This is a genomic window from Muriicola sp. E247, from assembly GCF_041358175.1.
GTDB lineage: Bacteria > Bacteroidota > Bacteroidia > Flavobacteriales > Flavobacteriaceae > Muriicola.
In genome coordinates, this window is sequence record NZ_JBGKBE010000003.1 from 192,360 (window position 1) to 219,169 (window position 26,810).

Sequence of the window (26,810 nt, forward strand, 5' to 3'; positions counted from 1 at the left end):
AACCGTATAATAAATATAGAAAAAACTTGGTCCGAAAATAGCTCAAATTGCTATTTTTGCCCATGCAAAACAACGTCCTTATCCTTGATTTTGGCTCCCAGTACACCCAGCTCATCGCTCGCCGGGTGAGGGAACTCAATATATATTGTGAAATTAAACCATATAATAAGCTACCTGAAGATCTCTCTGAATACAAGGCCGTAATTCTTTCGGGATCTCCTTCTTCAGTGCGTTCCGATGAAGCACCACATCCCGAGCTTAACGGGATAAAAGGTAAGATACCCCTTCTGGGCGTCTGCTATGGAGCCCAGTATATAGCGCATTTTCACGGGGGAAATGTGGCCCCGTCCAAGACAAGGGAATACGGCAGAGCCCGACTTTCAAAAATCAAGGAAGGGGAACCTTTTTTTAAGAACATATCAACCGGATCACAGGTCTGGATGAGCCATTCAGATACCATACAGCAACTACCTCCAAAGGCAGAACTGCTGGCCAGCACGGCTGATGTGGAAATTGCAGCCTACAAGATCGCGCAGGAAAAGATATATGCCATACAGTTTCATCCCGAGGTTTACCACACCAAAGATGGGAAACAGTTACTGGAAAATTTTCTCGTCGGTATTGCCGGACTGGAACAAACGTGGACGCCCGATGCCTTTGTTGAGACAACCGTAGAGGAATTAAAAAAAGAAATTGGAGATGACAAAGTAATCCTGGGACTCTCCGGAGGGGTGGATTCAACCGTGGCCGCTGTCTTATTGCACAAGGCTATCGGTAAACACCTGCATTGCATTTTTGTCAATAACGGACTGCTTAGGAAAAATGAGTTCGAAGAAGTGCTCGATCAATACGAGCATATGGGGTTAAACGTAAAAGGTGTTGATGCTTCGGCACGCTTTTTGGATGCCTTGGCTGGGGAAGAGGATCCTGAGAAGAAACGCAAGATCATCGGCGGCGTCTTTATCGATGTCTTTGACGATGAAGCCCATAAGGTGGAGGATGCCAAATGGCTGGCGCAGGGAACGATTTACCCAGACCGTATAGAATCGGTTTCCGCCTCGGGAGGCCCGTCGGCAACCATTAAAAGCCATCATAACGTTGGTGGATTGCCAGATTATATGAAATTAAAAGTAGTGGAGCCCTTAAAAATGTTATTTAAAGACGAAGTGAGAAGGGTAGGCGCTACTTTGGAAATTGCCGATGAACGCCTTGGCAGACACCCTTTTCCGGGTCCCGGACTGGCAATCAGAATTATGGGGGATATTACCCGGGAGAAAGTGGCTATGCTGCAGGAAGTGGATGCTATATTTATTGATGGCCTGAGGGAATGGGGCCTTTACGACGATGTCTGGCAGGCAGGTGCTATGTTGCTTCCCGTGCATAGTGTAGGTGTGATGGGAGATGAAAGAACTTATGAAAAGTGCGTCGCATTGAGAGCTGTAGAAAGCACAGACGGAATGACAGCAGATTGGGTAAATTTACCCTATGAATTCCTGCAAAAAATGTCTAATGACATTATTAATAAGGTTCCAGGGGTAAACAGAGTGGTTTATGACATAAGTTCTAAACCGCCGGCAACCATAGAGTGGGAATAAACGTATATAACATGATGAAAGTACTGAATTGTCTTGTTTTATTTCTTCTGTTTGCCTTTCAGGTTCAGGCACAGCAGTTTAAAACACACGCCGTTAAGGAAGGTGAAACCCTCTACAGCATCTCAAAGCTCTACCGGGTTACTCCTTATAACATCCTCAAATACAACAAGGAGATCAAACAGGGAGATGTTTTAAAACCTAATACCATTCTTGTTATTCCACTTCAGGCAAGCGCATCAGATACCAAACCCCTGCCCGACAATCCCGGAAATGTTTCAGGAACAACAACGCCAGAAGTCCAGGAGGTTCAGCGTGAACCCGAAAGCTACAGAACACATCGCGTCCGCAGAAAAGAAACCCTGTACGGGATTTCAAGGCGATACGAAATCTCCGAAGATGAAATAAAGAGGTACAACAAAGAGCTGTACAGTATGCCTTTGGATAAAGGAATGCGACTCCAGATTCCGGTGTATCCTGAGATTGAGGAGGACCCCAATGCAATCAATCCGGAGGATTTTGAGACCTACATCGTCTCCCCAAAAGAAACCCGATGGAGCATTGCCCATAAATACGGGATCACCGTTGATAGTTTAGTGGCACTAAATCCATCTCTGGAAAAGAACAGCAACTATCTGGCCGTAGGGCAGGAGCTGCAATTACCCAAACCCCCTGGGAGTACAGTGGAAGGGCAGGAAGTAGAACTCTATGTTTCCTACACAGTGCCACCAAAGAAAACCATGTATAGCCTGAGCGGGGAATACGGAATAACCTCTGAGGAAATTATCAGGCTGAATCCGATGATTTTGGAGCAGGGCGGACTAAAAGAAGGGATGGTGCTCCGCCTACCGCAAAAGAAACTTAAATCTGAAGAGGTCAATGCAGAAAACTATATTTTTTATGAAGTAAAACCCAAACAAACCGAATTTTCCCTCACCAGAAAGCTCGGTATTGGATACGGCGAATTGCTGGCATTGAATCCCGATTTGTCGAGGGGACTTAAAGCCGGTATGGTGCTGAAATTGCCAAAGGAAAAAGCAGGTAAACTCGAAGTAAGAAATTCCCTGATCCTCGATAAAATAAATCTCCTGGACAGTATTAGCAGGGATAACAGGCCTTCTCTGATGGTGATGCTTCCCTTTCGTATGAATCGACTGGAATTGAACAACGTTGAGAATGTAGAAAGTACTATAGAACGAAGTAACGCCCTTAAATACAGCCTTGGTTTATACAGCGGGGCCCTTGTCGCGATGGATTCTCTGGCCGATTTAGGTATTTCTGTCAGAGTGAAAACCTTCGATACAGAATTGAGCAGGGAAAAAGTAAGATCGATTCTGGCTAGGGAGGACTTATCAGCGGTAAATGCGATCATCGGTCCCTTACAGGCGGAAGCCCTGAAAGAAGCTGCCATGCAGGCGGGGCCTGCAGGAGTTCCCATTGTAGCGCCATTGAGTGCCCAGAGCGACCTTGATTTACCGAATGTATTTTTCTCCGTTCCTTCAGACAGCATATTGAGACTGAAGATGCTGGATTATATGGAATCCATAAGAACCGATCAGAATATTATTGTCATCAATGATGCGAAAAATGATACAACACGAGTCAGGATACAAGAAAAGTTTCCAATGGCCAGAGCACTGAAAGTAAGCGAAGATGAAAAAAATATTTCTGTTGATATAGAGGCCCTGACCAACCTGCTCAGTATTGACAATGAAAATTGGGTGATTTTAGAAACCGAAAATTTTAAATTGGTTTCCAGCGTAAGTTCAATTCTAAATTCTACCATTTCGGATACGACTCAGGTGCGGATGTTCACCACAAATAAAAACCGCGCATTTGAAAACGATGTGATCTCGGTTTCCCACTTATCTAACCTTAATTTCACCTATCCTTCCATCGACAGGGAAGTAAATGAGGACGCATTTGTGAGAAGGTACAGAGCTCGTTTTGGAGGGGATCCTGACAAGTACGCTGTACGCGGATTTGATCTCACCCTTGATCTGTTGCTGAAACTAGCATACAGACCCAATCTTTTCAGCACTGCAGGCATTATTGGACTAACCGAATACGCCGGGAATAAATTCGACTATGTTCAGGCTTTTACCTCGGGATATTTCAATCGTGCTACGTACATAATGAAATATGAAAATATGCGAGTAATGCAGATAACCCCAACTTCAAATGACCTCTAAAGTAACCTATACGGGTAATCTCAGGACAACTTGTGAGCATATCGCATCGGGGAATCAATTTATTACCGACGCCCCCCTTGATAACAACGGACTCGGGCAGGCATTTTCACCCACCGACACTGTGGCAACTGCCTTGGCCAGTTGTATGCTAACCGTTATGGGAATAAAGGCCAAAAGTTGGGATGCCACTCTTGACGGAGCTTATGCCGAGGTAGTAAAACATATGACATCTGATCCGAGACGCATCAGTAAAATAGAAATTGAAATGCACATGCCCGCAGGATTTGCCGAAAAACAGCGTGTAATACTCGAGAACTCTGCAAGGACATGTCCTGTTCTCTACAGTATACATCCCGATATCGAAAAGAGAATAAATTTCCATTGGAGCTAATAAAAAATTTAGGTGTTTTTATCCTATTCCTGGTTCTGTTCCAGGGATATGGCCAGGAAGATGGTGCAATATTATGGGAATCTTCGCACCGACTGAGTTGGGAAGATTTTAAATCACCTCCCCCGGCCGGTTCTAGAGTTGCAGCAACAACAGCCAGCGGTATTGCTTATCAGTTTTCCGCCCTTGAGCAGGCAGGAGAGATGGAAGTGGATTGTAGCGTTAACGCTTATTTCTATCCGGAAGCCTCCTGGTACCGACCTGAAGTGGCCAATGATATCATCCTGAGCCATGAGCAACTACACTTTGATATTTCGGAACTCTTTGCCAGAAAAATGCGCAGGAAGATTAAGGGGTATAGATTCACCTCAAACGTAAAGGCCGAAATGAAAAATATCTACAATGGTATTATTAAAGAGCTGAGAGATTTTCAATCGAGGTACGATGAAGAAACCAATTATTCCAGGGCTGTAGAAAAGCAGGGAGAGTGGAATGCCATGATCGCCGAAGAGCTCAGGAGAACGGCAGGTTAATGCAAAAAATTATACGTCGCAGATCTGGACTCCCTGTTTTAAAGCTGCAATTTTATCCTCCCAGCTGGGTATAAATTCCTGGGCGACATATCCTTTAAATCCTGTTTTTAGAATCGCCTTCATAATGGCCGGGTAAAACAGTTCCTGGGTTTCATCGATCTCATGCCTCCCGGGATTACCCCCGGTATGATAATGCCCGATATAGTCCTTGTATTGTTCTATGGTTCTGATCACATCCCCTTCCATAATCTGCATATGGTAAATGTCGTATAGGAGCTTAAAATTTTCAGATCCCAGGGCATCACATAAAGCTACTCCCCATTTTGTCTTATCACACATATAATCCGCATGATCAACCTTAGAATTCAGTAATTCCATCTGTATCACCACACCGTGCTTCTCGGCTAGTGACATGATATTCTTTAAACCCCGAACTGAATTCTGCAACCCTTCTTCATCATCCATTCCTCTCCTGCTGCCGCTAAAGCAGATCAGATTGGTGTAGCCGGCTTCTGCCACTTTAGGAATCATCTCAGAATAGTTTTTTATAAGCTGGGGATGGAACTTGGGATCGCACCAACCATCGGTTAAGTTAATCTCAGCTCCCCAGCACATGGAGGCATGGATATTATGTTTTTTTAATAGCGGCCAGTCTTCCGGGCCTACAAGATCAATTGCCTTTACCCTCAGGCCCGCAAGATCGGATAGGAATTGGTCTAAAGGGATGGAATTATAGCACCAGTAACAGGCACTGTGGTGAATATTGCCCTTGAGTCCTTCCGGATCGTAATTCGGCAGGTCTTTTCCCCAAACCTTAGGTGCGGCCACCATACCAGCTGACACAGTAGCAGCCGAAGTAATAAAAGATCTCCTTTTCATAAAATTCAGATTTTGCTCCTTCTCAAATGTAAAAGATTTAATTTTAAGGATGGAATTGAAACCGGAGAAAGATCAACTGATCACACTGGCTCATTACAAAATGCCCTTCGGTAAATTTAAGGGTCGATATCTGGTACATTTACCCGAAAGCTATTTACTATGGTTCAGGCACAAAGGATTTCCGGAGGGGAAACTGGGATTTATGATGAAGGAGGCACTGGAGGTCAAAGAAAACGGTTTGGAAGCCCTTCTTATAAAAATCCGAAAAGATTTTCCAATCGATTCTCCGTGATTTGCCGATGCAATTTGTATCTTTGAATCCCGTAACCAAGAAGCGCGAAATGGCAGCTACAAAATACGTATTCGTTACGGGGGGCGTAACTTCTTCTTTAGGCAAAGGAATCATTGCAGCCTCGCTGGCTAAGCTACTTCAGGCTCGCGGTTATAAGACCACCATTCAAAAATTAGATCCCTATATCAATGTAGATCCCGGGACCTTAAATCCTTATGAGCACGGAGAATGCTATGTAACGGATGATGGTGCGGAAACAGATCTCGATCTTGGACATTACGAACGATTCCTCAATGTAAAGACTTCCCAGGCTAATAATGTCACTACGGGAAGGATATATCAATCTGTTATAGAAAAAGAAAGAAGGGGAGAATTTCTTGGGAAAACAGTTCAGGTAATTCCTCATATTACCAATGAGATCAAGGAGCGAATACAACTCCTGGGAAAAACAGGGGAATACGACATTATTATAACAGAGATAGGAGGAACCGTTGGGGATATAGAGTCTTTGCCGTATATAGAATCTGTCAGACAGTTGAAATGGGAATTAGGGGACAACAATGCCATTGTGATTCACCTGACACTGGTTCCATTCTTATCGGCGGCAGGAGAATTAAAGACAAAACCCACTCAGCACTCTGTTAAGACACTGATGGAAAGCGGAATCCAGGCCGATATCCTTGTGTGCCGTACAGAACACCAACTTTCTGATGAGATCAAAGAAAAACTCGCCTTGTTCTGTAATGTGAAACGAGAAGCGGTTATTCAGTCGATAGATGCCTCAACCATTTACGATGTTCCCATCCTTATGCAGGAGGAAGGCCTCGACACAGTAGCCTTGAAGAAACTGGCCCTTCCTGATGATACCAAACCCGATCTTTCCCAATGGCACGAGTTCCTCGACCGGCATAAGCATCCCAAAAGTGAGGTGACGGTCGGACTCATCGGTAAGTATGTGGAATTGCAGGACTCGTACAAATCTATCCTGGAATCGTTTATCCACGCCGGGGCTATTAATGAGGTAAAAGTAAATGTAAGGTCGATCCACTCTGAGTATATTACTAAAGCGAATTTTGAACAAAAAATGAAGGGTCTTGATGGAATACTTGTTGCCCCCGGCTTTGGGGAAAGAGGTATTGAAGGAAAGATCAAGGCAGTACGCTATGCAAGAGAGAATGGAATTCCATTCCTGGGTATTTGTCTGGGCATGCAGATGGCAGTGATCGAATTTGGCCGTAATGTACTGGGACTGGAAGCTGCCAATTCTACCGAAATGGATGAGGAGACGCCATACCCGGTCATCAGTCTTATGGAGGAACAAAAACATATCACCAATAAGGGAGGGACTATGCGTCTTGGCGCCTGGGATTGTGAATTAAAAGAAGGAAGCCTGGTTTCAAGGGTTTATCACGGACAAAATCATATATCTGAAAGGCACAGACACAGGTATGAATTCAACAATGATTTTAAAGAACAATTTGAAAAAGCAGGTATGGTTGCTTCCGGAATCAACAGTGATACACAACTGGTTGAAATCATAGAATTGCCTGATCATCCCTGGTTTGTCGGGGTGCAATACCACCCGGAGTACCAAAGTACAGTGGCCAATCCCCATCCTTTGTTTGTTGGATTTATCAAAGCCGTTCAGCTCCATAAAAAACAACAAACCAATGCCAGTTTGGCATAAACTCCACAATTGGGCCTATATTTGCAAACCCGTAAAAAAGAAACATTCGCATTCTGCATACAGGATGAAGAATAGGTAGATACGACAGTTAATAGATGGAAGAGAAAAAATTAGACCTTAATTCAATTATCGGCTTTGTCCTGATCTTCGGGATCTTGCTATTCTGGTTTTACCAGAATCAACCCACCCCTGAAGAAATTGAAGCCCAGAAAGCCCAAATAGAACAACAACAGCAAGCTGAAAAGGCAGTTGAAGCAGAGGTAGAGACACCCGTTGCGGAAACTCAATCCGTCAATTTACAAGATTCAACTTCCCTTGCCAACTACAGGAATTCCATGGGGGAATTTGGTTTTAGTCCCGCTATAGAAGGAACAACTATCCTGGAAAATGATGTTCTTTACCTGGAAATCAACAATAAAGGAGGACAGATTACTGAAGCTCGACTAAAGGAATTTGTCACCTATGATTCTATTCCTGTCTATCTGATCAAAGATGGGAACGCCACCTTTGATCTTAATTTTATGACCCGAAACAACCGGGTGATAAATACGAAAGACCTTTATTTTGAACCTGTAGTGAGCAGGGATGGGGAAAATCAGGTGCTTTCAATGAAAGCAAAAGTAGGGTCTCAACAGTACCTGGAATACCGATACGAAATGAAACCAGGGGAGTACCTTCTTGGTTTTACGGTTCGCTCTCAGGGCCTCAGTAGTATTTTCAACGACAATCAGCCGATCAGTCTGAATTGGAAACTCAAGGGAATACGTCATAATAAAAGTATCCAATACGGCAACAGGTATACCCGTCTGACATATAACCACGACGATGGGAAGATCAGTAAACTATCGGAAACGAGTGATGATGAAGAAACCGAAGTTAATGTAAAATGGTTGTCGTACAGACAGCATTTCTTTAGCTCCATACTTACGACAAATACACCTTTTGAAACCGCAGAACTCACCTCAAAAAACCTTGTAGAGGAAGAGAGTAAGGAAGCAAAGTTTACCAAAGAGTATTCTACAGTTGCCCCGCTCCAAATGGAAGGTGGAGAGTTGTCTTATGCCATGAACTGGTATTACGGCCCAACGGATATTGATGTTCTGGAGAAATACAAAGATTTGGGATTGGTGGAATCCATTCCCTATGGATGGGGTATTTTTGGTTGGATCAACCGCCACATCTTTACCCCCTTCTATGGATTTCTGAGCTCCTTCCTACCTTTCGGAATTGCCATTGTTGTCATGACCATCATTGTGAGACTTTTGATGTCTCCGGTTACTTATAAGTCGTACCTCTCCCAGGCAAAGATGAAGGTTCTGAAGCCTGAGATCACAGAGATCAGCGAGAAGTACAAGGACAATGCAATGAAAAAGCAGCAGGAGACCATGAAGCTGTACAACAAGGCAGGAGTGAGTCCGATGAGTGGCTGTGTGCCGGCTTTATTGCAATTACCAATCTTCTACGCCCTGTTTATGTTTTTTCCAACTTCATTTGCCTTGAGGCAGAAGTCGTTTTTATGGGCAGAAGATTTATCGTCCTACGATACTATTGCGCAGCTACCGTTTAGCATCCCTTTTTACGGAGACCATGTGAGTCTCTTTCCCATCCTGGCCTCAATTGCGATCTTTATCTATATGATGATGACAACCGGGCAGAATATGCAAACACAACCGGGGATGCCCAATATGAAGTTTATTATGTATCTGTCTCCTCTGATGATGTTGTTTTTCTTTAACAACTATGCCAGTGGACTAAGTTTGTACTATTTTGTTTCTAACCTTATTACCATCTTTATCATGCTGGCGATTAAACGCTTTATCCTGAATGAAGAGAAAATCCACGCTCAGATCCAACTCAACAAGGCAAAGCCAAAGAAAGAAAATCGTTTTCAGAAGAAGATGAGAGAGATGATGGAGCAGGCAGAGGAACAGAAAAAGAAAAAGTAAAACTCTGGTATTTCATAAGATTTCTACTCTTTTTACGGATTTCCAGAGTATACTAATCCCTGGTATATATCGTTTTGGGTTTAACGATTAAACCTTTTCCTAAACATTAAGTCATAAAGGAATAACTAAAAACAAACCCATGAAAAACTGGAAACTTATTATATCGGCATTCTTGCTGATATTCTTCTTTCATACTCCTGAGGCTGAGGCCCAGGTGGTAAAACGCCGCACAAATAGGGTAGTTAAAGTAAATCGTACTACCAAAAGAAAAATCCGAAGGAAGAAACGAAGAGTAAGACGCAGAACCCTGAGAAGACTACCGGCAAATACAAGAGCAAGAGTCTGGCGCAATGTGTCGTACTATCCTGTTGGGACTATGTATTACGTAGCCCGGAGAGGGGTATATGCACGAGCCTTTCCTCCTCGTGGATTCCGGATCCGTATGGCAGCAGGAGCCTTAACCCGCATCATGGTAAGAGGTGCTGCTTATTATTACGCTGCAGGCGTTTTCTATCAGAATGTAGATGATGAATATGAAGTTGTCTCTGCACCTATTGGAGCTGTGATCACAGAACTTCCTGAAGATGCGGAAGAAATGGATTTTGACGGCATCCCTACCTACGAATTAAACGAGACCCTTTACAGGGCAATTGATGACGGCTATGAAGTTATTGATTTGCTCGAGGAGGAGGACTAGACCATTTCAAAAGAATACAAAATGCAAAAAGCTCCCTCAATTAAGGGAGCTTTTTTCGTTGGTTATGTTTGGTAAGATTTGGGATTTCAAATATGCATTATTCATCTCCCTTTTAAAAAGTTAAGTTGTCAAGCTGTCGTTTTTGTATGCTAACCGTTTTGAATCTGTTGTCTGGTGAGAACACAAAATTGATCTGTCTTTATTTAAAAGAAAAATGGCTGCACTCGGCAGCCATTTTTATGAACAAAACAAAATAGAATATTTAGTTTCCTGTGTTTGGTATCATCACCTGGTTGAGGACATGGATTACGCCATTGCCTGCTTGTACATCTACAGCTACGATTCCAATTCCTGTAGTTCCTGAACCATCTGTTACATCGGCTATATTGTCTCCAGTACCGGGGAGGTTGATAGTAATCATATCGCCTTCCAGAGTAGCTGGCATAATTCCGTCAGTGAGATCCTCCGACCTTACATTGGCTCCACCTATAACATGGTGCAATAAAACCTGGGTCAATACTGATTCTTCAGGGATCTCGGCCAGGGCATCAAAAGCAGCGTTAGTTGGAGCAAATACGGTGAAGTCCGGGTCGATTCCATCTCCGTTGCCACCTGCTGTCCTGGATAGGATTCCGGCAAAATCTGTGGCCGGAGTCAATTCAGTCAGGGCACTCACCAGAGTAGAGAAATTAGGATCTGCTACTGCAAATGTCACTACTGTAGGCACATCGATTACAGCATCTACTGCGTGGATCACTCCATTGGTAGCTACAATATCAGCAATTGCAACATTGCTAACGCCATTCAAGGTAACTCCACTATCTGTATTGATATAAAGACTCAGGTTATCTTCGTCAGTATTCACTCCGGCTGTAGAAACGTAGGAGTTGCTCAATCCGCTTGAAAAGGCTGCAGTTCCAACTATCACATGGTTGGAAAGGATATTTGCCAGTTCATTTCCATTTGGGTTTTCAAATGAAGCAAATGCATCATTTACAGGTGCAAATACCGTAAAATCAGTAGTATCATCAGATAATAAATCAGTGAAGGTAGTATTTCCACCATCTGTCAAGGCACCTACCAATTCAGTAAGGCCGGCGTTCGCTACGGCGTGGTCAACTATATTAGGCAGCCCAATTACTGCATCTACAATATGTACAACTCCGTTTTCAGCTTCTACATCAGGAGTAACTACATCAGAAATTCCGTTGATCGTTACGCTATTGGAGGTATCAATGTATAAACTAAGGTTCGCTCCTCCTGGTCCGGCTGTGGAAAGAGAAGAAACATAGCTCGTGGTTAGATTTGAAGATAAAAATTCTCCTTCAACAACGTGGTTGAGTAGAACCTGGGTCAGTACATCTACTGGTACATCTTCTAAGGTAGCGAAGTTGTTGTCCTGAAGGAAAGTTTCAAATGCGGCATTGGTTGGGGCAAAAACGGTGAAAGGGCCATCGGCCTGAAGAGCAGTCACCAATTCAGCTCTCTGAAGGGCAGCGACCAGATTGCTAAGGTCATCTGTAGCTATGGCAAGATCTACAATGTCGGGATCCGAAGTAACGATAATCGGGTTGTCACCATCGTCATCTGAACAGGAAGCCATAAAGACTACTGCCATGATTAATAAGCATGTTTTGATAAGTTTTGAAGTTGTTTTCATTGCTGTATTTTTTAGTATCTGTTTAACGAAAATACTATAAAAAATAAACAAAAAAAGTCAATTATTAAATCTTTAACAGATCAAATTGCTCAACTAATCGAACAAATACCCGAAAAATATTAAGAAAACTTCATATTTATAGTCGTTATGGAATATGCCAATGTTTTCATTTAACTTACATTGTTTAATATATATTAATAAACATTTAACAATACATTTCATAATCTTTCAAAAATATACGGGGTGTTTCGCTTTTAAGAAAGGAAGATCAAATACAATATTTCGTATTTTTGCAGCGCGAAAAAAGGATTATGCAAAAAGTAGTTGTCGGACTTTCGGGAGGAGTTGATAGTAGTGTAGCTGCCTATCTGTTAAAACAACAGGGATACGAGGTTATTGGTCTTTTTATGAAGAACTGGCACGATGATTCTGTAACTATTTCCGAAGAATGCCCCTGGCTTGAAGACAGTAATGATGCCCTCATCGTAGCTGAAAAATTGGGGATACCCTTTCAGACGGTCGACCTGAGCGTACAGTATAAAGAAAGGATTGTCGACTATATGTTCAGAGAATACGAGATGGGAAGAACACCAAATCCGGATGTACTCTGTAACAGGGAGATCAAGTTCGATGTGTTTATGAAAATCGCCCTGGACCTGGGAGCCGATTTTGTTGCTACAGGCCATTATTGCAGAAAGGGAGAAACTAAAGATAGAGATGGAAATCTCCAATATCAGCTTCTAGCCGGTATAGACCCTAACAAAGACCAGTCGTATTTTTTATGCCAGCTATCTCAGCAGCAGTTGGCCAAAACCTTGTTCCCGGTAGGAGAACTCACAAAACCTGAAGTACGCAGAATAGCTGCCGAAAATCAATTAATTACGGCAGAAAAGAAGGATTCTCAGGGACTTTGCTTTATAGGTAAAGTAAGACTACCCGATTTCCTGCAACAGCAACTAAAGCCAAAAAAAGGCGATATTGTGGAAGTGCCTGCTGACGCCCAACAGTATCATAATGGTACCCCTAAATTTAATAACAAGACCGAGGAACTCGCCTTTTACTCAGAAAAACCCGAGTACAATCCAAAGGATGGTAAGGTAGTCGGTACACACCAGGGAGCCCACTTCTTTACAATCGGGCAGCGCAAAGGACTTGATGTTGGGGGAACCAAAGAACCCTTATTCGTTATTGATACTGATGTCAATTCTAATGTGATCTACACGGGGCAGGGGAAATCCCATCCCGGACTTTACCGCAGAACCCTCTTTGTTAAAGGGGATGAGGTACATTGGATAAGGCCCGACCTCGCCTTAAATCCGGACGAAAGTATGAAGGTATTGGCCAGGATCCGGTACAGACAACCCCTGCAGCAAGCTACCCTCTACCAGGTTGAGCACGGAATATATGTCGACTTCATTGAAAAACAATCAGCGATCACAGAAGGACAGTTCGTGGCCTGGTACATTGGGGATGAACTTATAGGATCGGGCGTGATTTCCTGATTCCCCGTTGAATTGTCTTATCTTGATTTCCTTAGAAACAAAAAACCATGTCGAATAGAATTATTCAACTCTTTGGGATACAATACCCCATAATTCAGGCCGGAATGATCTGGGCCAGTGGGTGGAAGCTCGCCTCAGCCGTATCCAACGCCGGTGGTCTCGGATTGATTGGTGCCGGGAGTATGTACCCAGAAGTACTTCGGGAACACATTCAAAAATGCAAAGAAGCCACTTCCAAACCCTTTGGGGTAAATGTACCTATGTTATATCCGGATATAGATAAACTCATGGAGATCATTGTTGAATTGGAGGTGCCTATTGTCTTCACATCTGCAGGTAATCCGGCCACGTGGACATCCTTTCTAAAGGAAAAAGGGATAACTGTAGTACACGTTGTCAGTAGCGTCAAGTTCGCCCTGAAAGCGCAACAGGCCGGTGTAGATGCTGTAGTTGCTGAGGGATTTGAAGCAGGAGGACATAACGGCAGGGACGAAACTACTACCCTTACCTTGATCCCGGCGGTGAGAGAACAAATTGAGATTCCCTTAATAGCTGCCGGGGGTATCGCTACCGGACGTTCTATGCTGGCAGCGATGGTTCTGGGCGCAGAAGGGGTGCAGGTGGGGAGCCGGTTTGTAGCTTCGGATGAAGCTTCATCTCATGTTCGTTTTAAAGAAAGAGTGGTGGCTGCCAAGGAAGGAGATACCCAGCTTACCTTAAAAGAGCTTGCTCCTGTAAGAATGCTAAAAAATGAATTCTATGAACAGGTACAACAAGCCTATCAGCGATGCGCCACTCCGGAAGAGCTTAGAGAATTGCTGGGCAGGGCCAGGGCGAAACGCGGAATGTTCGAGGGTGATTTGAAGGAAGGTGAACTGGAGATCGGACAGGTTTCCGCCGTTATTCACGATATAAAGCCCGCCGCGCAGATCGTAGAAGATATGATGGAAGAGTATCAACATGCGATAAAACTCTTAATTCAAAAGTAAGGCAATATCATCGGTCAATCGTATTATTTCCTCTGAACGAGTACCATCATAAATCCCTCTGATTTGTCTTTGTGTATCGACCAGGATAAAATTAGGAGTATGGATAAAATCCTGCAAACCTCCATCGCCCTCATCAAGGACAGCAAAGTAACTTTTTCGGGCTAGGTCATAAATATGTTGTTTATTTCCGGTTGTTATATTCCACTTTGAACTTGAAGCATTATGGATTTTTGCATATCGCTTTAGTACTTCAACACTATCAAAAGTTGGAGTAACTGAAATAGAAAGTAATTTCACCAAATCATTATCGTAAAAGAGTGTCTGCAACTCTTCCATATTTTTCGTCATTAAGGGGCAAATAGTCGGACAACGGGTAAAAAAGAAATCGACCACGTAAATTTTACCGTCATAGTCTGCATGGGTAATGGTATCCGCATTTTGATTTATTAAACGAAAGTCTTTTACATAATATCCTTTTTTTACATCCCGATAGTCAAAGTCTACAAGCATAGGATTAAGATCCGCAGGATTGTAGATCCTGGGTTCATTAGTAGTAATTGAACTCCGAAAATAAAGTAGTAATATGGCTAACCCCGCTATGCAAATGACAGTAGGGAGGAGAATTTTCTTTGATTTCATAACTCAATGTTACAAGACCGAATTACTTATTACGATATCTGCATCTTTCCATACCATATTAAATTCTTCCTGGACTTGATTGGCTTCCTGCATCTTTCCCTGCCCTTTTAGACTTTTATAAAGCCCCATCAATGACCAACCATTTTGCCTAAGAACTTCGAGATCTTCCCGGTAAATTTTCTCAGCTTCTTCGTATTCATTGGCTTCAAGCAATATCGCGCCCAGGTTTTGTCTGGTCGGAATATGCCATGCGGCAGGTTCTGTATATGTCAGATTGTCTTCTGCTGCCACAGCATTCTTTAAATGGTTTATTGCGGTGGGATAATCCTTTTTCAAGGCGGCCAATTCACCGGCAATTACCTCATACGCTATATCAGCGATTGATGCTGAGCTGTTGTGAGCTGTAGCAATAAGGTCCTTAAGGGAATCGTCTTCACCTAATCTCGAAAGAGCTTCGAGCTCTTCTTCTGCTTCTTTTACATTACCTTTTCTGATAAAAGCTATACCTCTGGCATAATGACGAATTAGGTTTAAATGTTTGATCTCGGGATTTGGACTTGGAATAGTTAAAATGTCATTCCATTTTCCAAATCTAGTGTATGCCAGATATGGTGTAGCTGCAAAATCCTGAAGAAAGGGCAAGTTTACTAGCTCGCCTTCAGGTACTTTTTCTGCCGTCTTTTTTGCGGCATCTATGGCAATATCACTAGCACCCAGAAGGCTGGCAGCTGACCACAAAAAATGAATGTTATGCGGATAGTAGCCAAGGGGATACATGCCTTGTGAATAGCACTGGGAAATATAATCCTCGTCTGCCAGTATAGCTGCCTGATTTGCAGTAACCGCGTCTTTATATCTGCCCACTCGTATGTAAATATGCGAAGGCATATGAACAATATGTCCTGCCGCAGGCATAAGAGATCCCAGTTTATCTGCACTTGCAACGGCCATGTCCGGGAACGGAAGTTCTACCATATGTATATAGTAGTGATGTGCCCCGGGATGATCAGGATCTTTCTCCATAGCGATCTCCAATGCTGCCTTGGCTTTGGTAATATTGGGTGAAGGATTGCCATTCTTATCCCAGTAATTCCAGGGAACGGTATTCATAACTGAGGCGGCATATAGAACTTGTACATTGGCATCCTCGGGATATTTCTTTACGATTTTTTCCATAGCCTCCATATAGGCTTTATTTAAATCACCAGTGTTTTCAGTTATATCAGTACTGTACCTATGTGTTAGTGCTTCAATTAATGCTTGTTCCTTTTGGGTCGCCGTCGACATCGCCTTAACGGCTTTTGCCATCGCCTCATTATATTTAATTTTTCGCTCTTCCAAAGGTTCAGGATCGTTAATATTTGGACCCAAGGCATAGGCCTGGCCCCAATAAGTCATTGGAGATTTTGGATCTAGCCTCGAAGCTTCCATAAATGATCGATGTGCCTCTGCATGATTAAAAGCATAGGTTAGTCGCAATCCCTGGTTGAAGAATTCCTGTGCTCTGGGATTGGAAGTAGTAATCGGAAAATTGAGCGTACCCAAATTTTCAAAAAGTGGAGAAATTTGTTGAGTGGTATCTACATCCTTGAGTAAAAAGTTGGCTACAGTGCACTTAATTGCTCCGTAAGAAGCAAGTTGCGAAGGATCGTTTTCGGATTCTTTTGGCAATACAAAGTACAGGCATACCAGTATGCCCGCTATCATTGCGGTTAATTTAACTTTAGTGCTCATAATAATTATTTTGGTTGGTGGTTTCGGTTCAATGCTATATCAATGATATAGAGTCACTTAAGGTACAAAATATTTAGCTTGAAGTAGTGTTATATCAAATAGAATTATTGTTAATTCCACTTTTTCCTACTGTCTTGCCTAAGTGAATTAAAGAACTTTACTTGAATATAATTGCCAGAGTATGCTAAATCAGTTTATTCCGCAAGGCTGATCAATTTTTTAAGGTGCGCATCCATAGCCAAAAAAGTTCCCGATAATTTTTCGATTTGCTGCTGTGCTTCCTTCCAATTATTTTGTTCTATGGCCTCGCGTACCCCGGGCAGCGTCTTAACCCCGTATCCCGTATAAAACCCGGGAGCGTACAATTGATGCCTGAACCAGGGTCGGCGCGGTAAACCTGAACTTTCGGTAAGTACCTGTTCTGTTTCTTTGAGGGCTTTGTTTAAAGCTTCCTGCTTATTAGCCGGGAGCGACTCCAGTTCAAGACCTTCCAGCTCTTCAATTCGCTGGCCCAATTGTGCCAGGCTGTTTTGCAAGGGGGAAAAATCGAGATAGGGAACAGCTTCTTTTAGTTCAGGCTTTACAAAGGGTTTGCGCGGATCAGCAGCAAGTTGATAGGCATTTTGTGCCACCAGTTTGTTATGTTTTTCAACAGCCTTCCTTTTCTTATCTGTCTCATCCATGACTTCCTTGAGGTAACCTTCAACAGTGGATTGCCATTGTTTGAATTCGAATGGCAAAACGTCTGCGTTCGCTATTCTGAGAACGATTCGTCCGGCGGCATTTGCCAGGGTAACTCCATATGCAAATTCCGGATCTTTAAAGCGTTTGTAGTGGGGGTAGGTATCATAAATTGTATGATATTCCCCTCCGGCATTTTCCCCTCCGAAACCGATGTTGAGTGAAGCAATTCCGGCATGTTGTATAAAAGGGGTGTAATCTGATCCTGATCCCAGGGCACTTAGGGTAAAACTGTTGTCTCCCCCGTTTACCATCTGAGCGGCAACTCGCCTTTCTTTAATGGAAACTCCCGTTTGAGGGTCTTTAACAGCATCTGCTACCTCTCTCACCATAGACTGTAAGGTATGAGAGCCACCGGCCCTGAAAAAGCCACGCCCATTACCATCCGTATTGACATAGGCCACCAGCTTTTCCTGTAATTCATCTTCATGATCCTCTACCCATTCTGTTGAGCCTATCAATCCCGGTTCCTCGGCATCCCAGGCTGCGTACACAATGGTTCGCTTCGGCCTTTTTCCCTGTTTGGCCAATTCCCCGATAACCCGAGCTTCTTCCATAAGGGCGATCATCCCGCTTACCGGATCATTGGCTCCGTGTACCCACGCATCATGGTGGTTTCCCCTCATTACCCATTGATCGGGATAAGTTCTGCCTTTCAGGGTGGCAATGACATTATGTGCCGGAGTAATTTTCCAGTCGAATTCCAATTTGAGATGGACCCTTGCCGGACCCGGACCAATATGGTAGGTAAGCGGAAGGCCTCCCTTCCAGCTATCCGGCGCAACAGGGCCTCCTAAGGCAGCCAGCAGGGGTTGTGCATCTTCATATGAAATGGGAAGCACAGGAATTTTTGTAATCGTAGGTGCCTTATCACGATCGAGTCTTTTTGCATCTTTTGTAGCAGCGTAGCCGGGAGTAAGGACATCGCCGGGGTAGAGGGGCATATCCATTACAGATCCTCTCTGAACCCCTGTTTTATTCTTAAATGCGCCCACAGGATATACATCTCCTCTGACATAGCCATCATCCTCAGGGTCTGAATAAATAATACATCCTATAGCACCCTTTTCTGCGGCAAGTTTGGGCTTGATACCCCTCCAGGAGCCGTAGTATTTTGCAATTACAATTTTCCCCTTTACATCGATTCCCAGTTTTTCCAGTTCTTCATAATCACTGGGGATTCCGTAGTTCACAAAAACTAGTTCGGCCTCAACATCTCCGTCTGTGGAAAAAGCATTATAACTGGGTAACAAGGCATCGCCCTGAGCAGTATAGGGATCACCTTCTACCGGAACGGCCTTTAGTGTAGCCTGGTAAGGCTCAGGCCCCAGGAGTTTTAATTCACGTATTTTGGGATAGGGAAAAAGGATGTGGTAGGTTTCTATTTTTGTGTCGTAGCCCCAGGATTTAAATTGTTCCATCATCCACTCGGCATTTTCTTTTCCGTATTCAGTTCCTACCCAGTGGGGTTCCGCAGCAAGGCGCTGCATCCAGGAATCCAGGTTATCTGCAGATAACCGGGCCTCAAATTGGGCTTCCAGATCCAGTTGATCTGCTACGTTTTCCGTTCTGAATCCATTGATATTTTGAGCAAGTACGGTTCCGAAAGCAAGGGTAAAAAAACTGAGAAATACAATTCGTTTTAACATCAGGAAAATTTTTAATGAAGATAAATATTAATATTATTCAAGCATACTGTTGCAGTATGACTATCCGTAATTTTTTTCTATTAAATCCTTAAAACCAGGACTGATCCAATTTTAAAATTGTTCGTAAGAGAACATTAGCTCCGTTCGCCATATCTTCCGGGGAAGTAAACTCTTTGGGCGAATGGCTGATACCATCCACACTGGGGACAAAGATCATACCTACCGGTGTAATCCGGGCCATATCCTGTGCGTCATGTCCGGCACCACTCTGCATTTGCATTGAACTTAAGCCCATCTCTGCTGCAGCTTCAGAAATGATTTTTTGAATTCTTTCATCTGTTAGGGCAGGAGCCGATGTGGCATCAATAGGGGTAAAGCTAAAGCTAGTCCCGGTTTCTTCTTCAATAGCTTTGGCCCGACTTTTAATTCCTTCAAACAGTTTCTCTATTTTGGCTGAAGATAAATCCCTTATCTCAAGACTAAGCTGTACTTCCCCCGGAATTACATTGGGAGCGCCGGGAAATGCCTCAATCCTTCCCACAGTTCCCACCTGATTCCCTTCGTAACTGTTGGTCACTTCATTGACAGCCAATACGAATTTCGAAGCGGCGATCAAGGCGTCTTTTCTCAAGGCCATAGGTGTGGTGCCGGCATGGTTGGCAAAGCCCTTGATATTCACATCCCACCATTTTATTCCTACAATTCCTTCCACAACCCCGATATCGATTTCTTCCCGATCTAAAATACCTCCTTGTTCAATATGCAGCTCCAGAAAAGCGGTTAAACTGCCTTCTTCCCGTTCAACCTGCCAGATGCGATCGGCATTTCCACCTAATCTGTTAATCCCTTCTCTCATGGAATAGCCAGTGCTATTTACTACTGAAAGAGCATCATCAAGAAGCTCTCCAACAATCGCCCTGCTTCCCATTACGCCCCCTTCTTCATTTGAAAAAATAAAGATCTCCAGTGGATGTTCGGTTTTTATGCCTGCTTCGTTCAGCGTCCTTATCACTTCAATAGCCGCTAATGATCCCACACATCCGTCGTAGTTTCCTCCATCGGGGACCATGTCTATATGGGAACCAAAGCCTATTGGCTTCAATCCCGGGTCTTTTCCCGCCCGTTTCCCGATAATATTCCCGGCATAGTCTACACTTACTTCCAATCCGGATATCTGCATCAGGGAAATGATATAGGCTCGGCCTTGCAGGTCGGCATCACTAAAGGCAACGCGATTGGTTTCACCGTTTTCCTTCATTCCGTATTTGGCAAGGGTATGTATCGTTTTTTCCAATCGATCCTGATCGACCTCAGGAACTTCCTGTGCTTTGGAAATAATACTAAAAGAGAATAGGAGAAAGTAGAATAAATAGCTTGTTTTCATGACAGGGGAATTTCAAACAAGATATAAAATATTAGAGAGTAGCTGATGGATTTTTCCTTATTTAAGGACGATCTTATCGATCTCAATCTTAAAATCCTCCGCTTTCTTATTCCCGATCAGAATAGCTACCTCTCCCATTTTTTCACCCGGGTAAGGGGGCTTGTTAAGGTCTCTACCTCTGAATTGTGGGATGAACTTGTTAAAAGGAATGCTGATGGTTTGCCATTCTCCCGTAGTTTCAATAGAACAAGCGTAGTTGTAGTATTGTGAAGAATCTGATTTTACCCTAATCTGATATTTCTTACCATCGCCTTTTAATTTAAGTTCGATGGCGCTGTAACTGGACACATCCCGTGGATCAAAAGTGTATTGTACAAGAGAAAAACCTCCGTTGTTTTCAAGGGAAACATACCCCTGGAATACTCCTTTACCATCCGCGTTAAGCAAAATGCGGCCTTTGGATAAACCACCCATAACTCCGTCGATGACGACCTGCCATTTGCTGAGGTCGGATTGATCTGAAAATTGAAACAGGGTGATAGGAGTTTGTCCCATAAGCAGAAAGTAAATAATATAAATGAATGGCATAAGGCCTTACAATATTTGATAATAAGCCTAAAATTAGGAGATAATTTCAGACAGGGGCGGTCATAACAATAAATTGTATTTATTTTAACGCCTGTTAACCTCAGAAAATGTTTTATCTCACCATTGATATTTTAGGAACGATTGCCTTTGCCATTTCAGGAGTGCTGGTCGCTATGGACAAGAGGCTTGATCTCTTCGGGGTGTTTATAATTGCCTTTGTTACAGCAGTAGGGGGAGGGACCCTCAGGGATATGCTTATAGGGAATACCCCCGTGGCATGGATGCAGGACTCTGTTTATACCTTTACCATCCTGGGATCTGTCATCTTTGCTATCCTGCTGCAGGAACGGCTGAGGTATCTAAGGAAATCCCTGTTCCTGTTTGATACTATTGGGATCGGACTCTATACCCTGGTAGGGATAGACAAGGGTTTGCAAGCCGAACTGATTCCCATTATGTGCATTGCCCTGGGGACGATCACGGCATGTTTTGGTGGAGTTATCAGAGATATCCTTTGCAACGAAATCCCGGTAATCTTCCGCAAGGAGATCTATGCGACTGCCTGTATTCTGGGAGGAGCATCCTTCTTTTTACTTACCCGTTTACCTATCATAGATGAATACGCTTTTACAGCCAGCATTATAGTGGTCATAGGAATCCGGCTTCTGGCGGTTAGGTACAAAATCGCCCTGCCAAATATTTACAGGAAGGAACCGATGTAGGCAGATTTAGCGAGAATACCTTACTCACATTGACAGGAAAGAGTCAATTGAGAATCTCCGCCTTGTGGATATAGATATTCTTTGAAGGCCAGTCTCCGTCATCTACGGGTTGTTGGTTGATCAGATCAACCACGTCCATCCCATCGATAACCCTTCCAAATGGGGTGTAATTTCCATCGAGATGGTAAGAACCCGGTTTGGTCACCACAATAAAAAACTCATACGGACTGGCCAGCATATGGGGGTTGTCAATTTCACTGCTGGGCATAGAAATAGTTCCCCGATGATGCTTATATCCCTTTCGAGTGTCAGGGGGGAGAAGGTATCGACCAATTTCACGTCGTTTTGCAGCGGTTTCCCTGTTATCGGCATTCCCGCCCTGGATAATAAAATCTTTTACCACCCTGTGAAACATGGTATTGTCAAAATAGCCCTTTTTGGTGAGGTAGATAAAGTTGGCTTTGTGATAAGGGACGTTGTCGTATAACTGGACGACAAAACTTCCGAGGCTGGTAGTAATTTTAATACGTGTTGTGGGAAGTCCTTTCTGATATTCAAAAAAGAAATCTATGGCATTGTCTTCTGTTAAGACAAATGGCTCTTCTTCTTTTTCTATGTTCAGAGTGTCCTTTTCTTGTAGTATTTTTGTGTCCTCTTTAATGCTGTCTTTTGCGACTGTTTTTATACTTTCTGCAGGCTTTTCTTTAGGGGTTTCTCCACAGGCCAGTGCAGAAAATAGCAGTATCATTGCGGGAAATTTCAGTTTTTGATAAAACATGGATTTTAAAAAGTTTAGCGAACAGATTCCAAAAATAAAAAATCTCCCACTTCCGGGAAGGGATGCTCATTATAAAATGGCACCGGAAATTCGTATCCGTGAATTGGAGGATGGAAAGATTGTGAAAAAAAATCCGAAAAAGGCAGGAGTTATGGCTCTTTTCTATCCAGACCAGACCTACCGTACAAATTTATTGTTGATCATGAGGCGCCCATACCAGGGTGTCCACTCTAGTCAGGTTGCTTTCCCTGGAGGGAAAAAAGAAAAGGGGGATGCTACCATCCTTCATACTGCCTTGCGTGAAACTTATGAAGAAGTGGGGGTTCGTCCTGAAAAAGTGCAGGTAATAAGGAGTATGAGTGAGGTTTTTATTCCGCCCAGCAATTTTGAGGTGCAGCCCTATGTTGGGATTTATGCAAACCCCGCTCCGTTTAAAGTCCAGCAGGAAGAGGTTGAGCATCTTATTGAAGTGCCCCTTCATATGGTCATGGATAATACCTATCTCACTTCACAGATACTTTCAACCTCCTATGCGTCGGAAATTGAAGTCCCGGCCTTTAATTTTAATGGCTTTACTGTCTGGGGAGCAACGGCAATGATGCTGAATGAAATGAGGGAATTAATGAAACAGGTGTTATAAGCCTAATTTTGTAGTTTTGTATCCTATGCCGTTATTCAAAAAAAATCCCTTTGGTCATATCCTGTTTATCAAAAAATGGTTGATTCGTGTGTTGGGGATCATGACACACCAGCGTTATAAGGGATTTAATACTCTAGAGATTGAAGGATCAGAAGTCATCAGGGCTTTACCCGGAGAAAATGTACTTTTTGTTAGTAATCATCAAACCTATTTTGCCGATGTAGTGGCCATGTTCCACGTCTTTAATGCCAGCCTTAGCGGACGAACAGATACCATAAAAAACGTGGGCTACCTCTGGCGACCTAAGCTCAATATTTACTATGTGGCCGCAGCCGAAACGATGAGAAAGAGTCTTCTCACCAAGGTATTGGCATACGTAGGCTCCATCAGTATTCAAAGAACCTGGAGGGCAGATGGACAAAATGTGAACCGGCAGGTAAAGATGAGTGATATTTCCAATATAGGAAAAGCGCTCAATGACGGATGGGTAATCACCTTCCCACAGGGAACTACCACCCCGTGGAAACCACTTCGAAAAGGTACTGCGCATATTATAAAAAAGTATAAACCTCTGGTGGTTCCTGTGGTCATCGACGGCTTCAGGCGATCATTCGATAAAAAGGGTCTCTATGTGAAGAAGAAAGGGATTCTTCAATCCATGGTGATCAAGGAACCCCTTGAGATCGATTATGATAATGATAGTGTAGATACCATCATTGAGAAACTGGAATACGCTATTGAGCAGCACCCGTCATTTCTTAAAGTGATTCCGGCTGAAGAACTTCTCGCCTACGAGGAGGAGAATAAGCAACGAAAATGGCGCAAAAAAGCCTAAACTTCCAGGCGTTTTAATTCGCGATAGTTTTTACCCAATTTTCTCAGGAGTAAGCCGTAGATCAGGAAATAGATAAGGCCAACGAGGGCTGTGCACACCACTCCCATAGCTACCATCACACCTGATATCAGGAATTTTAATTGCTGGGTTGTCATGTTGATCGATTTGTTTTCCAGCTCAAAAACTTTAAGAAAACTATCTCCATCGCTAAAGAGGATTCCTATTGCGATAATAAGGAAAGAGAGAAGGAAAATCGATAAGGCAAAAACGATATAATTCTTAACCGTTTTCCGGGTACGGATTATTTTATGCATAAGTTCTTTGGCGCTGTCCAGAACGGTGATTTCCCTATAGCGCTTGTAAAATTGAAATATAAAATAGAAGACTACTCCGTATTGCAATACCGTGAGTCCCAGGATTACGTATTTTAAACCCAGGTCATCGTATACGGAAATCCCTTCCCTTGCTGATGGCAAGAGATAAAGGAGTTGGGGGAGCACAAATTCAATGATGCTAATAATAAAAATCCACTTCACAACGGAGGAAGATCGCTTCCAGATCATTGCATAAAGCTCATCGTAGGACAATTTGGGCAGATCCTGCCCTTGTTTCTGCCAGTCTTTTTTCAGCAATTCCAATTCATCCATCATAGGTTCAGGGATTTAGAATTGTTTTTAATTTAGTTTTTACACGATTCATTTTAACTCTTGCATTCACTTCGCTTATACCCAGTGTTTCTGATATTTCCCGGTAACTCTTATCTTCCAGGTACAAGAACACCAGTGCCTTATCAATATCACCCAGTTGCCTGATGGCTTTATACATCAGTGCCAGTTGTTTTTCCTCGGTGGGGTCGTATTCATCTGCTTTAATTTTAAAAATCACCGAATCATAATCCTGAGTCGGCACTCTTTTCTTTGATTTTCTATACAGCGTAATGGCTGTGTTCAGCGCTACTCTGTACATCCAGGTACTAAATTTGGCCTCCCCTCTGAATTTAGGATAAGCCTTCCATAACTGGATGGTAATTTCCTGGAACAGATCATTATGCGCATCCCTGTTATGTGTATATAAACTACACACTTTGTGAACAATATTCTGATTGTTCTCCAGTTCGGTCACAAATTTGTGTTCGAGTTCTTTATTCACTCCAGGGTTAGTGTCAATAGGATTAGTATAGATTAACTCAGCTTAGTTACACGAGAAGACAAAAAAGCCAAATTTAATTTTATTGTTTCTAGGAAGTCTTTTTAATTCCTATAGTCAAGAGCAGGTGCTCTGTCACCCAGTAAAGGGATATACTTAAAGTCGGCCCCTCTCCTTTTTATAAATTCTTCTTTGGCCTTCTTTACCAGATCTGGATCTTCAAACAGGTCTATTGCTGTCAGACTAAGCGCTTTGGCGGCTACCATCATTCCTTTGTTTCCTATGGAAGTTCCTCCGGCCGCGACCGCCTGCCAGCTGTGCGCCGGAGTACCCGGGACCCAGGTAGCTGCCCGCATGCCTACAGTTGGCACAGCAAAACTAACATCTCCCACATCAGTGGATCCTGAAGCCCTTGCGGTGGTCTTATAGGGTTGTACGTTAAGGGCTGTTTCTTTGTCAAGAGTAGTATATCCTAAGCTGGTGGAGATCTTTTCTGCAAAAGCTATCTCTTCGGCTGAATAGTTGAACCCACCTATTTTGCTGAGGTTATCGTGCATCACTTTTTGCAGGGTAAGATTGGGCAATAATTCATGTGTACCTCCGATCATTTCGTAGTCCATGGTGGTTCCTGTACCCATGGCCGCGCCTTCGGCTGCTTTGACAATACGGTCAAATATCTCTATGACCACATCACGGGAGTAATGCCTGGCATAATAATAAACCTCTGCGAAGTTGGGTACAACATTTGGCGCCTTGCCTCCATCCGTAATTACATAATGAATACGGGCTTCCTGTGGGATGTGCTCCCGCATCATATTCACCATCATATTCATCGCTTCTACGCCGTCGAGTGAGGACCTTCCTTTGTCTGGAGCCCCTGCCGCATGAGCAGATACACCGTAAAACCTGAACTTGGCAGATTTATTGGCCAGGGCGGCCCCGGCACTTGCTGCATTGGAAGATCCCGGATGCCAGTGAAGTGCCACATCCACATCATTAAATAACCCCTCCCTTACCATATATACTTTTCCACTGCCACCTTCTTCTGCAGGGCAACCGTAATAACGGATGGTTCCTTTTATTCCTTTGGCAACCATCCAGTTCTTAACTGCAATTGCCGAAGCCATTGATGCCGTACCAAACAAATGATGTCCACAGGCATGTCCAGCAGCTTTCCCGGCCGATTTCTGCATAGGAACGGCTTCCTGAGACAGGCCAGGAAGGGCGTCATATTCCCCAAGAATGGCGATCACAGGAGATCCACTCCCATACTCGGCAATAAAAGCCGTAGGGATTCCCGCGACTCCTTTTTTAATGCGAAAGCCTTCCTGCTCCAGATTGGATTGCAACAAAGCCGCACTTTGTTCCTCCTGGTATCCCATTTCCGCCAGATGCCATATCTCCCGGGCTATATTGCCGTATTCGGCAGCCTTTTTATCAAGGGAGTTTATGACGGCTTCGGCGTCTTTCTGTGCGTGAAGTGATAAGAGTGAGAAAAAAATATTTGCTAGGAGGAGCGTATGTTTCATGCTTGTAGATTTTTAATGGAGTTAAATATATAAAATGAGCAGGGAATGGGCAGCAGGAAGGGCAACAA

Annotated in this window: 24 protein-coding genes; 13 read left to right on the top strand and 11 right to left on the bottom strand. The window is 43.4% G+C overall.

From position 1 onward, the window contains the following. The first annotated feature begins 62 nt into the window (after positions 1-62). From guaA to ACA086_RS07120, 4 genes are read left to right on the top strand one after another with little or no spacing between them, the layout of a single operon-like run. On the top strand, positions 63-1,595 hold the full coding sequence (gene guaA, locus ACA086_RS07105; RefSeq protein ID WP_371002643.1) for a glutamine-hydrolyzing GMP synthase: 1,533 nt from the start codon (positions 63-65) through the stop codon (positions 1,593-1,595). A gap of 11 nt (positions 1,596-1,606) precedes the next feature. Then, a complete protein-coding gene (locus ACA086_RS07110; RefSeq protein WP_371002644.1) occupies positions 1,607-3,784 on the top strand; it encodes a LysM peptidoglycan-binding domain-containing protein in 2,178 nt (725 codons plus the stop codon). Next, entirely contained in the window at positions 3,774-4,175 is a 402-nt protein-coding gene (locus ACA086_RS07115; protein ID WP_371002645.1) for an OsmC family protein, read from the top strand. Before ACA086_RS07110 ends, ACA086_RS07115 begins: the two co-directional genes overlap by 11 nt. Beyond that, positions 4,166-4,705: a DUF922 domain-containing protein gene (locus tag ACA086_RS07120; protein WP_371002646.1), complete on the top strand. Its 540-nt coding sequence runs from the start codon at positions 4,166-4,168 to the stop codon at positions 4,703-4,705. The genes ACA086_RS07115 and ACA086_RS07120 overlap by 10 nt, the downstream gene beginning before the upstream one ends. 9 nt (positions 4,706-4,714) lie before the next feature. Here ACA086_RS07120 and ACA086_RS07125 read toward each other — a convergent pair whose 3' ends face one another. After that, entirely contained in the window at positions 4,715-5,584 is an 870-nt protein-coding gene (locus ACA086_RS07125) for a hydroxypyruvate isomerase family protein (protein ID WP_371002647.1), read from the bottom strand. Between the two features lie 49 nt (positions 5,585-5,633). Here ACA086_RS07125 and ACA086_RS07130 point away from each other — a divergent pair, with 49 nt between their 5' ends. The 4 genes from ACA086_RS07130 (at position 5,634) to ACA086_RS07145 (ending at position 10,206) form a co-directional block, all read left to right on the top strand. Further along, entirely contained in the window at positions 5,634-5,876 is a 243-nt protein-coding gene (locus ACA086_RS07130) for a DUF3820 family protein (protein WP_371002648.1), read from the top strand. A 49-nt stretch (positions 5,877-5,925) separates the two neighbouring features. Next, complete coding sequence (locus tag ACA086_RS07135; RefSeq protein WP_371002649.1) at positions 5,926-7,563, top strand: CTP synthase; 1,638 nt, start codon at positions 5,926-5,928, stop codon at positions 7,561-7,563. Positions 7,564-7,658: 95 nt separating this feature from the next. Further along, positions 7,659-9,509, top strand: a complete 1,851-nt coding sequence (gene yidC, locus ACA086_RS07140) for a membrane protein insertase YidC (RefSeq protein ID WP_371002650.1) — start codon at positions 7,659-7,661, stop codon at positions 9,507-9,509. Between the two features lie 139 nt (positions 9,510-9,648). Then, positions 9,649-10,206: a DUF6515 family protein gene (locus ACA086_RS07145; protein ID WP_371002651.1), complete on the top strand. Its 558-nt coding sequence runs from the start codon at positions 9,649-9,651 to the stop codon at positions 10,204-10,206. Positions 10,207-10,468: 262 nt separating this feature from the next. On the opposite strand, the gene ACA086_RS07150 is transcribed toward ACA086_RS07145, so the two are convergent. Continuing rightward, positions 10,469-11,866, bottom strand: coding sequence for a fasciclin domain-containing protein (locus ACA086_RS07150; RefSeq protein WP_371002652.1), 1,398 nt, complete (start codon positions 11,864-11,866; stop codon positions 10,469-10,471). Between the two features lie 311 nt (positions 11,867-12,177). Between ACA086_RS07150 and mnmA the strand changes: the two genes are divergently transcribed. Together mnmA and ACA086_RS07160 are read left to right on the top strand one after the other, a co-directional pair. After that, on the top strand, positions 12,178-13,368 hold the full coding sequence (gene mnmA, locus ACA086_RS07155) for a tRNA 2-thiouridine(34) synthase MnmA (RefSeq protein ID WP_371002653.1): 1,191 nt from the start codon (positions 12,178-12,180) through the stop codon (positions 13,366-13,368). 47 nt (positions 13,369-13,415) lie between these two features. Next, positions 13,416-14,357 carry an NAD(P)H-dependent flavin oxidoreductase gene (locus ACA086_RS07160; RefSeq protein ID WP_371002654.1) on the top strand — a complete coding sequence of 314 codons (942 nt, stop codon included), beginning with the start codon at positions 13,416-13,418 and terminating at the stop codon, positions 14,355-14,357. On the opposite strand, the gene ACA086_RS07165 is transcribed toward ACA086_RS07160, so the two are convergent. From ACA086_RS07165 to ACA086_RS07185, 5 genes are all read right to left on the bottom strand, one after another. Further along, the gene (locus ACA086_RS07165) at positions 14,343-14,996 is read right to left on the bottom strand and encodes an SCO family protein (RefSeq protein WP_371002655.1); all 654 of its coding nucleotides are present in this window, start codon (positions 14,994-14,996) and stop codon (positions 14,343-14,345) included. The genes ACA086_RS07160 and ACA086_RS07165 overlap by 15 nt on opposite strands. A 9-nt stretch (positions 14,997-15,005) precedes the next feature. Next, positions 15,006-16,730, bottom strand: a complete 1,725-nt coding sequence (locus ACA086_RS07170; RefSeq protein WP_371002656.1) for a hypothetical protein — start codon at positions 16,728-16,730, stop codon at positions 15,006-15,008. 194 nt (positions 16,731-16,924) lie between these two features. Further along, on the bottom strand, positions 16,925-19,120 hold the full coding sequence (locus tag ACA086_RS07175) for a M28 family metallopeptidase (RefSeq protein WP_371002657.1): 2,196 nt from the start codon (positions 19,118-19,120) through the stop codon (positions 16,925-16,927). Positions 19,121-19,208: 88 nt separating this feature from the next. Beyond that, complete coding sequence (locus ACA086_RS07180) at positions 19,209-20,504, bottom strand: Zn-dependent hydrolase (protein WP_371002658.1); 1,296 nt, start codon at positions 20,502-20,504, stop codon at positions 19,209-19,211. Between the two features lie 57 nt (positions 20,505-20,561). After that, positions 20,562-21,059, bottom strand: coding sequence for a CIA30 family protein (locus ACA086_RS07185; RefSeq protein WP_371002659.1), 498 nt, complete (start codon positions 21,057-21,059; stop codon positions 20,562-20,564). 140 nt (positions 21,060-21,199) lie between these two features. Between ACA086_RS07185 and ACA086_RS07190 the strand changes: the two genes are divergently transcribed. Further along, positions 21,200-21,814 (top strand): trimeric intracellular cation channel family protein, encoded by a 615-nt coding sequence (locus ACA086_RS07190; protein ID WP_371002660.1) that lies wholly within the window; start codon positions 21,200-21,202, stop codon positions 21,812-21,814. 43 nt (positions 21,815-21,857) lie between these two features. On the opposite strand, the gene ACA086_RS07195 is transcribed toward ACA086_RS07190, so the two are convergent. After that, complete coding sequence (locus ACA086_RS07195; protein WP_371002661.1) at positions 21,858-22,562, bottom strand: peptidylprolyl isomerase; 705 nt, start codon at positions 22,560-22,562, stop codon at positions 21,858-21,860. Positions 22,563-22,590: 28 nt separating this feature from the next. On the opposite strand from ACA086_RS07195, the gene ACA086_RS07200 reads away from it, so the two are divergent. Together ACA086_RS07200 and ACA086_RS07205 are read left to right on the top strand one after the other, a co-directional pair. Beyond that, positions 22,591-23,232 (top strand): CoA pyrophosphatase, encoded by a 642-nt coding sequence (locus ACA086_RS07200; protein ID WP_371002662.1) that lies wholly within the window; start codon positions 22,591-22,593, stop codon positions 23,230-23,232. Between the two features lie 25 nt (positions 23,233-23,257). Further along, the gene (locus tag ACA086_RS07205) at positions 23,258-24,067 is read left to right on the top strand and encodes a lysophospholipid acyltransferase family protein (RefSeq protein WP_369747430.1); all 810 of its coding nucleotides are present in this window, start codon (positions 23,258-23,260) and stop codon (positions 24,065-24,067) included. Here ACA086_RS07205 and ACA086_RS07210 read toward each other — a convergent pair. The 3 genes from ACA086_RS07210 to ACA086_RS07220 all read right to left on the bottom strand — a co-directional run bounded on the left by ACA086_RS07210 (position 24,064) and on the right by ACA086_RS07220 (position 26,742). After that, the gene (locus ACA086_RS07210; protein ID WP_371002663.1) at positions 24,064-24,717 is read right to left on the bottom strand and encodes a hypothetical protein; all 654 of its coding nucleotides are present in this window, start codon (positions 24,715-24,717) and stop codon (positions 24,064-24,066) included. The two genes, ACA086_RS07205 and ACA086_RS07210, sit on opposite strands and share 4 nt — an antisense overlap. A 4-nt stretch (positions 24,718-24,721) precedes the next feature. Then, entirely contained in the window at positions 24,722-25,216 is a 495-nt protein-coding gene (locus tag ACA086_RS07215; RefSeq protein ID WP_369747431.1) for an RNA polymerase sigma factor, read from the bottom strand. A gap of 101 nt (positions 25,217-25,317) precedes the next feature. Beyond that, positions 25,318-26,742 (bottom strand): amidohydrolase, encoded by a 1,425-nt coding sequence (locus ACA086_RS07220; protein WP_371002664.1) that lies wholly within the window; start codon positions 26,740-26,742, stop codon positions 25,318-25,320. Positions 26,743-26,810 lie beyond the last annotated feature (68 nt).